Annotated in this window: 14 protein-coding genes; 4 read left to right on the top strand and 10 right to left on the bottom strand. The window is 58.1% G+C overall.

The window, feature by feature from the left end; genetic code table 11:
- Positions 1-3 precede the first annotated feature (3 nt).
- Positions 4-627: a phosphonate C-P lyase system protein PhnH gene (gene phnH, locus FMN63_RS18590; RefSeq protein WP_148585679.1), complete on the bottom strand. Its 624-nt coding sequence runs from the start codon at positions 625-627 to the stop codon at positions 4-6.
- On the bottom strand, positions 627-1115 hold the full coding sequence (gene phnG, locus FMN63_RS18585; RefSeq protein ID WP_148585678.1) for a phosphonate C-P lyase system protein PhnG: 489 nt from the start codon (positions 1113-1115) through the stop codon (positions 627-629). Before phnG ends, phnH begins: the two co-directional genes overlap by 1 nt.
- Before the next feature lie 130 nt (positions 1116-1245).
- On the opposite strand from phnG, the gene phnF reads away from it, so the two are divergent.
- Complete coding sequence (gene phnF, locus FMN63_RS18580) at positions 1246-1986, top strand: phosphonate metabolism transcriptional regulator PhnF (protein WP_148585677.1); 741 nt, start codon at positions 1246-1248, stop codon at positions 1984-1986.
- A gap of 123 nt (positions 1987-2109) precedes the next feature.
- Here the strand turns inward: phnF and FMN63_RS18575 are convergent, their stop codons facing one another.
- Positions 2110-2643, bottom strand: coding sequence for a hypothetical protein (locus FMN63_RS18575; protein ID WP_148585676.1), 534 nt, complete (start codon positions 2641-2643; stop codon positions 2110-2112).
- 549 nt (positions 2644-3192) lie between these two features.
- Complete coding sequence (locus FMN63_RS18570; protein WP_209001229.1) at positions 3193-4104, bottom strand: transglutaminase-like domain-containing protein; 912 nt, start codon at positions 4102-4104, stop codon at positions 3193-3195.
- 98 nt (positions 4105-4202) lie between these two features.
- Between FMN63_RS18570 and FMN63_RS18565 the strand changes: the two genes are divergently transcribed.
- On the top strand, positions 4203-5099 hold the full coding sequence (locus tag FMN63_RS18565; protein WP_148585675.1) for a transglutaminase family protein: 897 nt from the start codon (positions 4203-4205) through the stop codon (positions 5097-5099).
- 801 nt (positions 5100-5900) lie between these two features.
- Here FMN63_RS18565 and FMN63_RS18560 read toward each other — a convergent pair.
- The 4 genes from FMN63_RS18560 to FMN63_RS18545 all read right to left on the bottom strand — a co-directional run bounded on the left by FMN63_RS18560 (position 5901) and on the right by FMN63_RS18545 (position 9194).
- Positions 5901-6320 carry a universal stress protein gene (locus FMN63_RS18560; RefSeq protein ID WP_148585674.1) on the bottom strand — a complete coding sequence of 140 codons (420 nt, stop codon included), beginning with the start codon at positions 6318-6320 and terminating at the stop codon, positions 5901-5903.
- Positions 6321-6329: 9 nt separating this feature from the next.
- The gene (locus tag FMN63_RS18555) at positions 6330-7628 is read right to left on the bottom strand and encodes a TRAP transporter large permease (RefSeq protein ID WP_148585673.1); all 1299 of its coding nucleotides are present in this window, start codon (positions 7626-7628) and stop codon (positions 6330-6332) included.
- The gene (locus FMN63_RS18550) at positions 7625-8152 is read right to left on the bottom strand and encodes a TRAP transporter small permease (RefSeq protein ID WP_148585672.1); all 528 of its coding nucleotides are present in this window, start codon (positions 8150-8152) and stop codon (positions 7625-7627) included. The genes FMN63_RS18555 and FMN63_RS18550 overlap by 4 nt, the downstream gene beginning before the upstream one ends.
- Before the next feature lie 73 nt (positions 8153-8225).
- Positions 8226-9194, bottom strand: coding sequence for a TRAP transporter substrate-binding protein (locus FMN63_RS18545; protein WP_148585671.1), 969 nt, complete (start codon positions 9192-9194; stop codon positions 8226-8228).
- 260 nt (positions 9195-9454) lie between these two features.
- On the opposite strand from FMN63_RS18545, the gene FMN63_RS18540 reads away from it, so the two are divergent.
- Positions 9455-10153, top strand: a complete 699-nt coding sequence (locus FMN63_RS18540; RefSeq protein WP_148585670.1) for an aspartate/glutamate racemase family protein — start codon at positions 9455-9457, stop codon at positions 10151-10153.
- A gap of 28 nt (positions 10154-10181) precedes the next feature.
- Here FMN63_RS18540 and FMN63_RS18535 read toward each other — a convergent pair whose 3' ends face one another.
- Positions 10182-10670, bottom strand: coding sequence for an Lrp/AsnC family transcriptional regulator (locus tag FMN63_RS18535; RefSeq protein WP_148585669.1), 489 nt, complete (start codon positions 10668-10670; stop codon positions 10182-10184).
- 80 nt (positions 10671-10750) lie between these two features.
- On the opposite strand from FMN63_RS18535, the gene FMN63_RS18530 reads away from it, so the two are divergent.
- Positions 10751-11662, top strand: a complete 912-nt coding sequence (locus tag FMN63_RS18530; protein ID WP_205514145.1) for a LysR substrate-binding domain-containing protein — start codon at positions 10751-10753, stop codon at positions 11660-11662.
- A gap of 15 nt (positions 11663-11677) precedes the next feature.
- On the opposite strand, the gene FMN63_RS18525 is transcribed toward FMN63_RS18530, so the two are convergent.
- A complete protein-coding gene (locus FMN63_RS18525; protein WP_205514138.1) occupies positions 11678-12982 on the bottom strand; it encodes an NAD(P)/FAD-dependent oxidoreductase in 1305 nt (434 codons plus the stop codon).
- Positions 12983-12993: the final 11 nt, after the last annotated feature.

Genomic DNA, 12993 nt, shown 5'->3' with positions numbered 1-12993 from the left:
GGGTCAGACCTCCGCTTTCAGGATGCGGGTGGAGCGGGGCAGGGCACACAGCGCGTCCTGGCCGGCAAAGACCAGATCGATGCCCCGGGGAAACTGGCGGTTGTTGGCGATCACCTGATCCCAGAACACCGGCGGAACCGGGCCGGAGGCAAAGGAGACGGTGTCCTTGATGCCCGGGCCGCTGAATGTGACTGCCGGATGGGACCCGAAGTCCTGTCCGCTCAGGATCACCGTGGTCGACCGGTCCGGATATTCTGCGGAGCCCTGGTTGAAACTTGCCAGCGGGATCATGCTCTCCGGGGTGCTGATCAGCGCGAAGGCCGCTTCCACCGGTTCGGTGATGATCGGGCAGCCGGTGTGGAAGCGCAGGAAGGTCTTCACTGCGTCCGAGGCCATCAGCGGTTTGTCGAGCCAGATCGGCGTGTCGTAGTCGAACAGGGTCAGGGCGATGGCGGCGGTCACCTGCGTCAGCGGTACGGGCGGCTTCAGGTTGCCGGCGTTAATCGCCTGCCGTGTGCCCGGGCGGGCCATGGCGTTCATGATGGCGCGGAAGCAGCCCTGCGCATCGTGAACCGGATCCTGAAAACCCGCGGCCAGCGGGGCGGCGGTTGCGTTGCTTGCGCTCATCAGTTGTCTCCCCGCACCATGGTGAAGAAGTTGACCTTGGTGGCCTCGGTTTCCTCGCGGACGGTTTCCTTCGCGCCTTGCTGGGCTTCGGCCAGCGGTGCGATGATGTCCGTCTCGATGCGGTCCTGCATCGCCGGGCGCTGCCACAAGGCGTCGATCACGGCGGACTGCAGCACCTTCTGCTTGTTGCGGCCAAGGCTGTAGGCGTTCCCGGTTTCACCGGTTTCTAGCCGGACCACACAGCGGGTGACGGTAACCTCACCCAGGTTGAACGGGCTGCCGGTTCCGCCCATGCGGCCACGCACCATCACCAGGCCCGTTTCGGGCTGGCGCACCAGTTCGTAGCTCTGGGGAGGAAGCGCATTGAATTTTTCCGCGACAGCTTCGGCGGAAGCGGCGGCCAACGTCGCGATGACTTTCTGGCGGGCGCCAACAGCGGCGTCTGCTTCGATGTTCGAGGAGAGGGGAGTGGAGGTGATATCTGTCATGAAGCGCCTTTTGGGTTGGGCGGTTCTTCGGAAAGTGTTCGAAAACACCCTTGTCCTAGATTCGATTTGTCTATTTGTCTAGACAAATAATCCGGTTGACTCTTTGGTACCGAAATTTGATGACGAGCGCATGACGACGAACAGCACTCTCGACCGCAGCGCCGGAATTGCGGTGTGGCGCCAGATCATGGAAACGCTGAAGGCGGAAATCGTGAGCGGTGCCTTTGAAAAAGGTAGCCGCCTGCCGCCGGAATCCGAACTGGCGGCCCGGTTCGGCGTCAACCGCCACACGGTGCGCCGGGCCATCGCCGCGCTGACGTCGGACGGCATTCTGCGGGCCGACCAGGGCCGGGGCACATTTGTCGCCTCAGCCCCGCTCAGCTACCCCATCGGACCGCGCACACGCTTTTCGGAAATCGTTTCGGGCCAGCTCCGGGCCCCGTCCGGTCGGTTGATCGGCTCGGCTGTCGAGGAAGCCGATGCGCTTCTGTCGCATCAGCTTGGTGTGCCGCTCGGCACGGTGCTTATTCGTGTGGAAACCCTGCGCGTTGCCGACGGCGTGCCGATGATCGTGGCGACAAGCTGGTTCGAACAGGCCCGCGTGCCCAACTTCGTTGCCGACTATGCCGAGACAGGGTCGATCACCACAGCCCTGAACCGGGCTGGAATCTCCGATTACCGCCGCAAGGAAACGCGGATTACCGCCGAACTGGTGGAAACCCGGGATGCCCAACAGCTCGGTCTGGCGCTGGGCCAGCCGGTGATGGTGGTGGAAAGCGTCAATCTGGATATGGCCGGCAAGCCCCTGCAATGCACCCGGGCTCGCGTCGCCGCGGACCGCATGCAGCTTGTTGTCAGCGGTGACACCTGAGGGCAGCTGGTGCCTGCGCCTGAAGCGCCAAGCCAGTGCCATTCTTCGACCGGCAAACCCCGGAACCAATGCCCCGGGGCCGCAGGGATCAAACCTTTTTGCGTGTCGCCGAAAAGGCTTTTATCAGGACTCCGGCAGATTGGCCGGGTCGAAGTCGCACATCTCGGCTGCCTTGGCCAGGCTCTCGCTGAAGCCAACCGGTGAGAAGCGGCCATAAAGCCACGTTTCGCCCAGGCTCTCCCGCTCCACGGAAATGTCGACCTGCGACTTGGCGCTGGCCACCGCTGCTGCCATTTCCTTCACGAACCCGGATGTCATCGAGATCTTGTTTGGGGCCTGCATGCCGACGGGGAACATCTCTTCCCCCAGCCAGATGTCTTCCCCGTCAATGGTGATTTCTACCAGATCTGTCTCGGCCCAGGGATCTTCCTCGTTTTCGGAATAAGGCGCATATTCGTAAGTGAAGTCGGCGTTGTAGCCTTTGACGTCGAAGCTGAACTGCAGCGAGCCGGAGGTGTCGCGCGCGGGCGCATTGTTGTAGACAAGGCAGGTCCCGCCGATCCTGGCTGCTTCCCAGTCACCACTGGCAAAAGGGGCGGCGGCAACGCCGGTTGCCGGCAGCAGGGCCAGCACCGAGACAAAAGCTCTCAATTTCATTCCAAAGTCCCTCAAGAACATATTGATGTGCGGACACATGCGTCCGGCTGCCCCGCAGACTGTGCAAGGGCTTGAAACTCAATCGTTTCCGGCAAAGTCATACAAGCTCTTCGTTGACTGAATGCGAATATTCTCAAGAAAAAGGCCGGTAAAGGTCGTGATCAGCTTCCAGTAGAGCTTGTCGTCGCGTGATAAGTCACTCTGCGCGCGGTCAAGATCTTGGGTTCCTCTCCACGGGACTGGTTTGACTTGTGGTGCTGTTTTTGAAGCGGAAGCTTTCGTTTTTGGTATCGAGGGTACGGCAATTGTGGTGAGCCGGTCGAGAACGGCGGCGCGAAGCTACCGAAGGTCAAACCCGGTCACCTGAGCATGAGACCAACAGGAGCGTTCACGAACGGTCGCCCAGATCTGTTTGTTCTCGAGAGCCGTCTTAACGCCGCTCCATCCACGGAACACGTCAGTCGTGCGCGTCGAACGAAAGTCCAAACCGCACAGCAACGCCCAAACCTTCTTGTTTCATCAAGTCAGGTATCTGAATTGCCGAAGGAGTCAGATTCCTGTCCGCAATCGGATTGCGTCCTGCTGACTTCCCAATCCACGTTGTTGGGGGTGGGGTCTGGTTTCAAGAGATTGTCGCAAGGCTTCATCGTCTTCCGTGTCGGCCAACTCCAGGCTCCAGACACGGAAACTGGTGAGCTCGTAGGCGCCGAAAGACGTCACCATGGCGACGTCGGCCGCATCGTGCCCCCTGACCATCAGAACACGTCCGACCCTTGGTACGTTGTAACGAGCGTCGAATGTGTACCATCTGCCGTCCAGATAAACTTCAAACCAGGCGCAGAAATCGTCGAAACCCGTGTCGGCGACACCGATGTCTCCCAGATAACCGCTGGTATAACGGGCCGGTATGCCCATCGCCCGGCACAGGCTTATCGCCAGTTGGGCAAAATCCCGGCAAACACCGGTCTTTTCCTTCAGGACGTTTGCCGCAGTTTTGTCCGGCCGGCCGAAGTTGTAGCCGAACGTGACCTGACTGTGAACGAAGTCGCAAATCGCCTGAACTCTTGACCATCCCTCTTTCGTCTGCCCGAATGTTTTCCAGGCAAATTCCCCCATCAGGTCTGAGTCGCAGTAGCGGCTCGCGAAAAGATAGGTCAACGTTTCGTTGGGCAGATCCTGCAGAGGGATTTGCGATGCTGCGGGATGGACTTCGTCTGGCTGGCCGTCCACTTCCACGATGCAGTCGGACCAGAACGTGGACACGCCTGTAGGAGCGATTACCCGGGTGATGCGATTGCCATAACCGTCCGTGTATTCCCGGATATTGGGGATGCTTATATTTCGGACATGATCGGAGCCGATCACTCTGCCGGCAAAATCGCTATGAACACTCAAGGCCAGAAGCATCGGGACAGGCTCGGGGCATGTGACGGTAATCTCAAATCCTATTCGGATGAGCATGTCGATCTTCCTTGTGCATGAGCTAAATAGGGTCCAGGCTGCAGCGCTTTCCGAGCCAAGGACAACCAACAACGGCATGCGGGGGCGACAAGGTTCCGATGACAACCGCTATTCGTATCTTCCACACTACACGATATCGCTACAGCCGGCCGGTAAAGTTTGGAGCTCACCGGCTTTTGCTGCGCCCCAGAGACGGTCACGATTTGCGGCTGCTCTCGTCTGCAATTGCCATTTCTCCCGAACCGCGGCTGAGTTGGCACTTCGACACGTTCGGCAATTCGGTTGCAAACGCGGAGTTTTCCGAGGCCTCGAATGTGCTCGAGTTTCGAAGCGAGCTGCTGATCAGGCGGTTTTCCCACGATGATTTCATCGCTTCTCCGGAGCGGGGCAGAAGCGCTTATCCCTTCACTTATCCGGAGGAAGATCTTATCGACCTTGCGCCATTCATATCGCTTGAAAACCCGGAAGAAGGCGAGGCAATTGATGCCTGGCTGGCGGCAGTGATCGGTCCTGGCCCAGATGAGGTTCTCGCTTTCCTGCGGCTGTTGTCCGAGACGGTCAACGACAAGCTGACCTATATCCGGCGGGAGCGAAGCGGCACGCAGAGTGCCGCGACAACTCTGAAAAAAGGAACCGGCAGTTGCCGGGATTTTGCTTTCCTGTTCATGGAAGCCGCGCGCCGCTCCGGGTTCGCAACCCGTTTTGTCACGGGATATCTGAACGATGTCGCCGATGACGGACACATGCACTCCGGTGGCGGAGCGACCCATGCGTGGGCGGAAGTCTATTTGCCAGGCGAAGGCTGGGTGGAGTTCGATCCGACAAATCGCATCATCGGAAGTCCCAATCTCATTCGGGTTGCCGTGACCCGGACGCCCCGCCAGGCGATCCCCATCAGCGGAACATACGATCCGCGCTCCGGAGCGGAGTTTTTGGGAATGGATGTTGAGGTGAAGACCAGTATCGAGCCCTACGACCCGGGGAGTTCCGCTTAGGGCCAAGCTTGCGCAGGACAATTGGGGTGGCACTTATCAGCCCTGGCCGTTGTCTTGCCGGGCTTTGGCTCATCTCCCCTTTATAGGTAATGGCCTGAACAAGCTGAACTTTGCCTTCGCGTTGCCTTCACCCCGCCAGCTCGCCTCCAACGGCAATCGTCGTTGATCAAAAATAGCCCTCAACCGACACGTAGATGATCATCGCAAAACTCAGAAATGCGAAATAGGTCGTGAAGGATTCGGGGTCCAGGAATTTTTGGAAAGTGGATCTGATCATCGCCATTCCGCCCTCGATTTTGGGGCGAAGTGTGTAGGCTCCTGCCGGCAGCGCCCTGTAAAATTGCTGCAGATACGGTATTATATAGGAATAATATTCAATTTTGCAAAATTTATTTTGGATGTTATCTGTATAACTTTTTAACTGTCAGGTTATTTTTTCGATATTTTTGAAATTTTACTGATTTTATCTAAAGTATATTATTCAGAATTTGATTCTATTGATGAAAATTCAGATGTCCTCTCGAGGATCAAGAAATCTTCCAGAGAAAGTGCCTTCGTTGAGGGTAAGCATGACGCGTTTTCTTTTCGGCGTCTGTCTGCTGCCCTGCACAGGACGGCACTGACCTGCGGCAGCCGCTCCAGAAGCCATGCCATTGAGGCCTCCGACCGGACCGCGCCAACGACCTTGTGGCCTGTATGGATTGCGGCCCCGGCGACGGCGAAGCCGAAAATTGCGCCGGTGATGAAAAAGGAACCCGGGCGCACCGATAAACTTGGTGCGGCAGTTAAACGGCCAGAGCTTTAGATGCGGTGTAACAAGACGCTGCATGCTGCATGGCGAGCGATCTGAGCGGCGTTCGTGCCCAGCGTTGAAAGATGGCTGTCGCTCCGAACCGCATTGAGCACAATAAGGCTCGCACTGATCTTGTCTGCCAGCAACAGTACCTGTTCCCCAATTCCTCCGCGCAACACATGCGGCGTGGCATTGCTCACTTCTGAACGTTTCATCAGATTGAGCAACTCCGACTTTGCCTGGTCAGCGGCGGCTTTCTGGCTGTCCTCGGGAATGTATGGCTCGATGTAGTTGTAGAATCCGAAGGGAAGGACAAAGGCGACGTGAATGTCATTGCCGCCATAAGCTTCCCAAGCGTATCGGAGCAGCTTTTCAGCGCCGTCGGAGTGCTCGATGTCAACCAATACGAGAATGGTCTGCTTCGCCATTGAGCGCTCCTATTTGCTCAAGATGTGCGGTAGCCAGGTCGCAAGGCCAGGGAAGGCGACGAGAATGGCGACAAAGACGCACATGACCAGGAACATCGGGAAGGAAGCTTTCGAGATGAAGGCCATGTCACGTCCGGTCATTCCCTGCAGGACGAACAGGTTGAAACCGATCGGCGGCGTGATCTGCGCCATTTCCACGACGATCATGAGATAAACGCCGAACCAGAGCATGTCGAAACCGGCTGCCCGCACCATCGGTTCGATGACGGCCATCGTGAGCACGATGGAAGACAGACCGTCCAGAAAACACCCGAGAACGATGTAGAAGATCGTGAGGATCGCAATCAGGGCGATCGGCGACAAGTGCAGGCTTCCGATACCTTCCGCCAGCGCGCGCGGAATTCCGGTGAACCCCATCGCAAGCGACAGGAAGCCGGCGCCCATGAGGATGAGCATGATCATCGATGTGGTCCGGATCGAGCCGAGAACGCTCTCTGAAAACGTCTCCCAGGACAGGCTTCTCTGAAGCGCCGACAATATCAGGGATCCGAGCACACCGAGGGCCGCCGCTTCCGTTGCAGTCGCAATGCCTGAGTAAATCGAACCAATGACCGCTGCGATCAGCACAAGGACCGGCAGAAGGTCCAACAACCGCCGGGCCAGGTGAAAGGTGTCCAGATCCTGGACGGGATTGAAGCTTCCCCGGTTTATCTTCGCCCAAACTGCGATGTAGGCCATGAACAGAAGTGCCAGGCACAGTCCCGGGATCATGGCAGCCATGAACAGCTTCGTAATGCTCTCGTTCACGGTCACGCCGAAAATGATCATGGAGATCGACGGCGGGATCAAGAGCCCCAGCGTTCCCGCGCCGGAAAGCGTTCCGATGATCATGTGCTCCGGGTAGTTCCGTTGCCGGAGTTCGGGAATGGACATCTTGCCCACGGTCGCCACCGTCGCGGCGGAGGATCCGGAGATGGCGGCAAAGACCGCGGACGCGCCGACATTCACGTGCAGCAATCCGCCTGGAAGGTTCCGCAGGAACGGCGCCAGCCCACGAAACAACGTTTCGCTGAGTTTGGTTCTGAACAGGATTTCGCCCATCCAGATGAAGAGCGGCAATGCGGTTAGCGTCCAGGAGGACTGCCCGCTCCAGATCGTGATCGCCATGGAGTCGCCGATTGGAGCCGACGTGAACAGCCACATGCCCATGATGGCCGTTATCAGCAGAGCTGCGCCAACCCAGACGCCAAAGCCCAGAAGGGCGAAAAGCGTTGCAAGGAAAATGACGATGGAAAGGGACTCGGTCATATTTCGTTCGGTCCCTCTTTGCCCTGTTCTTCAGGATTGATCGCGTCGTAGTCAAACAGAGCCAGCAGCAGGGTGTGAACCACCGCGACCGCCAGAAGGACTGCCCCGATCGCAACCGGTGTCTGCGGGATCCATAGGAGGACGGCATCCGCCCCTTCACTGCGCTCGCCGAATTCGTAGCTCTCAAGCGCCAGATTGCTCATGTAGTAGGCGACGAACACCGTCGCTGCGCTCATGACGGCAAGGCAGAGGATCTCGATGACGCGGCGGCGGCCTCCCGTGGTCGCCTGGATGAGCAGTTGCACCCGTATGTGACCGTTTCCACGAAAGGTGTAGGCCAGCGCCAGGAAGGTCGAAGTGGCCATGACATAGCCGGCAAAGTCCGTAGCGCCGCCTGCAAAAAAGCCGAACAGCCGCGCCACGATGCTGTAGAGCACCAACACGCACAGGAATACGAGTGCACCCCCGGAAAGTACCCCGGAAAAGCGATAGATGTGGTCCAGAAAAGAGGAAATGGAACGCATTCAGCCCCCGTGAAAGACGCAGTCTGCAACTGAAAACGGGCAGCCCTTCAGGACCGCCCGTCAGATGCCCGGATCAGTTCATTTTTTCATAAGCCTCGAGAACTTCAGCGCCTTCCGGACCTGCGCGTTCAATCCAGGCGTCCTTCAACTGACCGCCGACCGACTTGAAGGAGGCGAGCACATCTTCGTTCAAGGTGCCGACGGTCATGCCCTTTTCCTTGAATTGCTCGACATACCAGGAATCGAGTTCTTCGGCCTTGGCCCAGCATTTGGTTTCGGCATTTGCCGCAGCTTCCGTCAGAACATTCCGCGTGGCGTTGTCAAGTCTGGACCAGGTTTTCTTGTTGACGATGACCATGTTGCGCGGCAGCCAGGCTTTGACATCGTAGTAGTAGTTCACATGTTCCCACAATTTACGGTCATATCCGGTGGAGCCGGAGGAAATCATGGCCTGGGCGACGCCGGTCGCAAAGGCCTGTGCCAATTCCGCGGCCTCGATCTTAGTCGGAGCCATGCCAAGGCTTTCCGCCATTTTTGACGTGGTCGCGTTGTAGGCCCTGAACTTAAGGCCGGACAGGGCATCCAGGCTGGACGCTTCCTTCGCGGAGTAAAAGCCCTGCGGCGGCCAGGGGCAGGAATAAAGCAGATGCAATCCGGACTCGTCGAGCTTCTTGCTGAGCGCAGGCTTTGAAGCCTCATAGAGTTTTTTCGCCCCGTCGAAACCGGTTGCCAGGAAGGGGATTGAATCGATTTCGTAAATCGGATCGTCGTTGCCGAGCGCAGAAATCAGACGCTCTCCAATCGGCGTAATGCCTTTGCGCACCGCTCCGAATATTTCGGCCCCGCCGATGAGGGAGCCACCTGGATGAGTCACGATCTCAAGATCGGACTTCTCAGTGACCTCGGCAGCAAACTCAGCCGCAATCTCGGAATGATAGTTGGTCGCTGCATAGGCAAGCGCCATGTCCCATTTTTCGGCGTGTGCCGTTGCTGCGCTAAATGCAAGGATCGAAGCGGCAAGAATGCTCGATTTCATGTTCATCAGCTTGTTCCCGTGGTTGGCATGTCGTTATTTTTATCACGAAACTTTAGCGGCAGTCTGTGGATCGATACACAGCTAGATCGGCGGTTTCGAAGAGGTATCCGGCATTGTGACGGTCCGGTCTTGCAGATTGCAGTCCAAACGGGGCAAATGGCGCGTTTTGCGTGTATAGCCCGGCGCATAGCTACGGTAATTTGGGCGGCAACATTGCCCCTGGTGACTTTGGAGCCAATCCCGCTGGAGGGCTGGAGTTAACGACCTTGAACAAGAATTTCCTCGGTATCCTGTCCCTCGACACTGCATTCGTCAGGATACGGGGAGATGTGGGCAATCCGGAAAGCTATCCGTTCGAGGCACGCGTGAAGATCGTTCCTGGCGCGGACAGCCCGTTGATCGTTCAGGACGGGGTCCCCGCGCCCGAGCTCATTGACCACTTCATCCTTGCGGCCCGGCAGCTTGAGGAAGAAGGCGCAAGTGCCATTGTTTCGACATGCGGCTTTCTCGTCACCGCGCAGGCTACCATTGCGAAGTCGGTCGGCGTCCCCGTGATGCTGTCCGCGCTTTCCATGTATTCCACCATTGGCGCTGAATGTGCCGGGCGGATCGGCATTCTGACGGCTTCCCGAGCCGCCCTGGGTCCCAGGGCGCTAAGGGCCGCCGGCATTCGGGAAGAGGATGTCGCCATAGCGGGTTTGGAAAGCAGTACGGAATTCGAACGAACCTTCCTTGTGACGAGAAACAGCCAGGCTCTGACCCTCAACCGGGAAGAAATCGAAAAAGCCGTTGTCGAGGCTGCACAGAACCTGAAGGCAAACAACCCGGATTTGTCTGCGCTCCTTTTCGAATGCGGAAACCTGCCGCCTTATGCCGGTGCGGTGCGGGCCGCCACCGGTCTTCCGGTGTTTCATATGCTCGACGCAGCGGCGCTCCTGATGGGGGCCTCCGTCTCTTCGGGCTAGGGTGTGGACCCATAAATGAAGACGTTGCCTAACAGGCAATCGGAAAACGCGTCACATTCGTATCGGACATCAGCGCCTTGCGCTTGAATTTGCTCGCCAGAACAATTGTCACATCGACCGATTGAATTCCGTTTATCCGCGACACTTCATCAACCACCGCATCGAGATCTTCCGCGCTCGGCGTCACAACGGTGCAGACCAGGTCGTAGGTTCCGGTGATCGACATGCACTCCTGGATCTCCGGCAACGTTTCCAGTGCCGAAACGATGTGGGCACACCGCGCTCTTTCGCATCTCAGGGAAAAATGGGCGCGTGTCTCCTCCACCTCCAGCTCAGGTTTCACGATGGCACAATATCCGATGATGACGCCTTCTTTTTCCAGCCGGCTGATGCGTTCATTCACCGTCGACCTTGCCACGCCAAGTTTGCGCGCCAGCTGGGACGTGGATATCCGGGCATCTTCCACGAGCATGGCCAAAAGATTGCGATCAATCGCGTCCCGTTTTCTCAGATACATTTTTGAACCCTCTGTTTTTCTTTGTTTTTGAGGGTGCCAGCAGTTCCATCATGTGAAAACCGTTGATTTGGCGGCTTATCATGATCAATATTCATGGTATGCGGCGTTTCGTACCTTCCATTGCGGCCCTTCATGCGTTCGAGGCCGCAGCGACCTACCTGAACTTTACCCGTGCCGGTGAGGACCTTGGTCTGACGCAAAGCGGCGTCAGCCGTCAGGTCAGCAAGCTTGAGCATCAGCTGGGCGTGCATCTGTTCGAGCGGTTCGGGCCCCGTCTCGTGCTGACCGAAACCGGCCGATCCTTCCTGCAGACCATCTCCAAGGTGCTCGATGATCTTGAGGAGGCCTCAATTGACATCGTGCGCGGCAGCCGTTCGGTCGATGCCATGCAGATTGGCGTCCAGGACAGTTTCGCCAGCCAGTGGCTGGTTCCGCGTATGCACCGGTTTCTCTCAGGCTATGAAAATCCCCGTTTCAACATGGTGCCGATCCACGGGGATGAGGATATTGATGACCTGAAGATCGACGTGGCGGTTCTGCGCGGGCGCGGTGCATGGGCAAATGCGCAAGTCCATCACCTCATCAGCGAAGAGGTCACGGTGGTTGCTGCTCCTTCCCTCATTTCCCCGAAAGAGGTGCTGAAGCTTGAGGAGCACGCGAAGTACACCAAGATCCAGAATGCGCATCGGCCCGACAGCTGGTTGCGCTGGCTCGCGGCCAAGGGCCTCGCGCATGAGGGGTCCATCTCCGGACCGCGGTTCTCGCAGACATCCATGGTCATAAAGGCTGCGATTTCGGGGATCGGGCTCGCGGTCGTCCCGACCATGATGGTCGAGGAGCAACTTGCGAGCGGTGCGTTGCACACCCCCTTCGGCGCTGCGGTGGCCAGTGGCCTGAGCTATTTCGTGGTCTATCCGGAACGAAACGGGCATTCAAAACCCGTGCTTGATTTCCGCGACTGGCTGTTGTCGGAAACCCGTAAACTGCGATGACTTGGGGTCCAAACCCTAGCCGAAGTGCCGTATGAAGCGGTCGGGACGGAACGGGAGCGCGTCGATGGCGGGGGTTTTCCCCTCGATCAGATCCGCCAGCACGTCTGCGGTGCCGGTTCCCGTCGCAAGACCGATATGCTGGTGCCCGAATGCCACCGAAATGTGCCTGTAGGTCGGCGCGGGCCCAATGGCGGGACGACTGTCGGGAAATGTCGGGCGCCGTCCGAGCCAGGGTTCGGGGTCCATCCGTTCGCCCAAGGTGAAGGCTTCACGCGCTGCCTTTTCCGCCAGATCGATCTGGGCGGTTGAGCCGGGTGCGTCGCAGGCCGCGAGTTCAACTCCGGTTGAAAGCCGCAGCCCCTTTGTCATCGGGGAAAGCACATAACCGCCCTGGGTGTCATAGATCGGCCGTCTCAGAATTTTTGCATTCGCTCCATCCTGCGCACCTTCAAAATGCATGTGGTACCCGCGTTCAAATCCCATGGTCACGGACATTTTCAATTTCGCCAGGAAGTCCTTGGACCACGGGCCCAGACATACCGCGATCTTGTCGGCTTTCAGCAAGCTGCCGTCGGCCAGCACAATCTCTACGCCATCCAGATCTTCCGACACTGTGCGTACGTCGCTCCGCAGGACCTTTCCGCCCTGCGCGGTGAACTTTGCCGCATAGGCCTTCACCAGAGCCGCGGGGTCATTGACCGAATAGCTGTCACGAACCCAAAGCGCGCGCGGGAAAATCGGGGCAAGGTCCGGTTCCAGATCATGCAACGCGGTGCCGTCGAGCTCCTGAGTGTCGACATCGAAGTTTCCAAGTGTTGTCCGCAGAAGCCCCGCGCGTTCGTATCTGCCGATGTCACGATAGAGAAACATCCAACCTGCGTCCGACAGACGAGCGCTCTCGTTGCAGGCGTCGATGAGCTCAAGGTGCTTTCTGATCGACAAGCGGATGAGCGCGTCGAGCGCAACTGTCGTCTCTTGGAAGGTTTTCTTCCGGGCACTCAACAGAAAACGGCTCGCCCAGGCCAGATTGGAGAGCAGATATTTCAGGTCGTACCGGAAGGCCGCACGGGTATTTGTCAGCAATCCCGGCAAATCCACGAGTAGCCCGGGGTTGTTGATTGGAAACAGCGAGGAGCGGGCAAAGACGCCCGCATTCCCGTAGGACGTGCCGCCGCCCGGATCGTCGCGGTCGAGCAGGATCACCTCGGCGCCGCGTTTCTGCATTTCAAGCGCAACGCAAACGCCCACCATTCCGCCGCCAAGGACGACAAATTTCAGGCCTTTTGCCGACCGGGGAACCTGCATGTTGGAGTTGCTCATGTCCGGCGTGT

Source organism: Stappia sp. BW2 (genome assembly GCF_008107695.1).
In the GTDB taxonomy this organism is placed as follows: Bacteria; Pseudomonadota; Alphaproteobacteria; order Rhizobiales; family Stappiaceae; genus Roseibium.
Note: the sequence above shows the minus strand (reverse complement) of the source record. Positions and strands in the feature narration are given on the sequence as shown.

Bases quoted from the DNA above. Each gene is read 5' to 3' on its own strand.
- phnH (WP_148585679.1), bottom strand. From the start codon at position 627: ATGAGCGCAAGCAACGCAACCGCCGCCCCGCTGGCCGCGGGTTTTCAG.
- phnG (WP_148585678.1), bottom strand. From the start codon at position 1,115: ATGACAGATATCACCTCCACTCCCCTCTCCTCGAACATCGAAGCAGAC.
- phnF (WP_148585677.1), top strand. From the start codon at position 1,246: ATGACGACGAACAGCACTCTCGACCGCAGCGCCGGAATTGCGGTGTGG.
- FMN63_RS18575 (WP_148585676.1), bottom strand. From the start codon at position 2,643: ATGAAATTGAGAGCTTTTGTCTCGGTGCTGGCCCTGCTGCCGGCAACC.
- FMN63_RS18570 (WP_209001229.1), bottom strand. From the start codon at position 4,104: ATGCTCATCCGAATAGGATTTGAGATTACCGTCACATGCCCCGAGCCT.
- FMN63_RS18565 (WP_148585675.1), top strand. From the start codon at position 4,203: ATGACAACCGCTATTCGTATCTTCCACACTACACGATATCGCTACAGC.
- FMN63_RS18560 (WP_148585674.1), bottom strand. From the start codon at position 6,320: ATGGCGAAGCAGACCATTCTCGTATTGGTTGACATCGAGCACTCCGAC.
- FMN63_RS18555 (WP_148585673.1), bottom strand. From the start codon at position 7,628: ATGACCGAGTCCCTTTCCATCGTCATTTTCCTTGCAACGCTTTTCGCC.
- FMN63_RS18550 (WP_148585672.1), bottom strand. From the start codon at position 8,152: ATGCGTTCCATTTCCTCTTTTCTGGACCACATCTATCGCTTTTCCGGG.
- FMN63_RS18545 (WP_148585671.1), bottom strand. From the start codon at position 9,194: ATGAACATGAAATCGAGCATTCTTGCCGCTTCGATCCTTGCATTTAGC.
- FMN63_RS18535 (WP_148585669.1), bottom strand. From the start codon at position 10,670: ATGTATCTGAGAAAACGGGACGCGATTGATCGCAATCTTTTGGCCATG.
- FMN63_RS18530 (WP_205514145.1), top strand. From the start codon at position 10,751: ATGATCAATATTCATGGTATGCGGCGTTTCGTACCTTCCATTGCGGCC.
- FMN63_RS18525 (WP_205514138.1), bottom strand. From the start codon at position 12,982: ATGAGCAACTCCAACATGCAGGTTCCCCGGTCGGCAAAAGGCCTGAAA.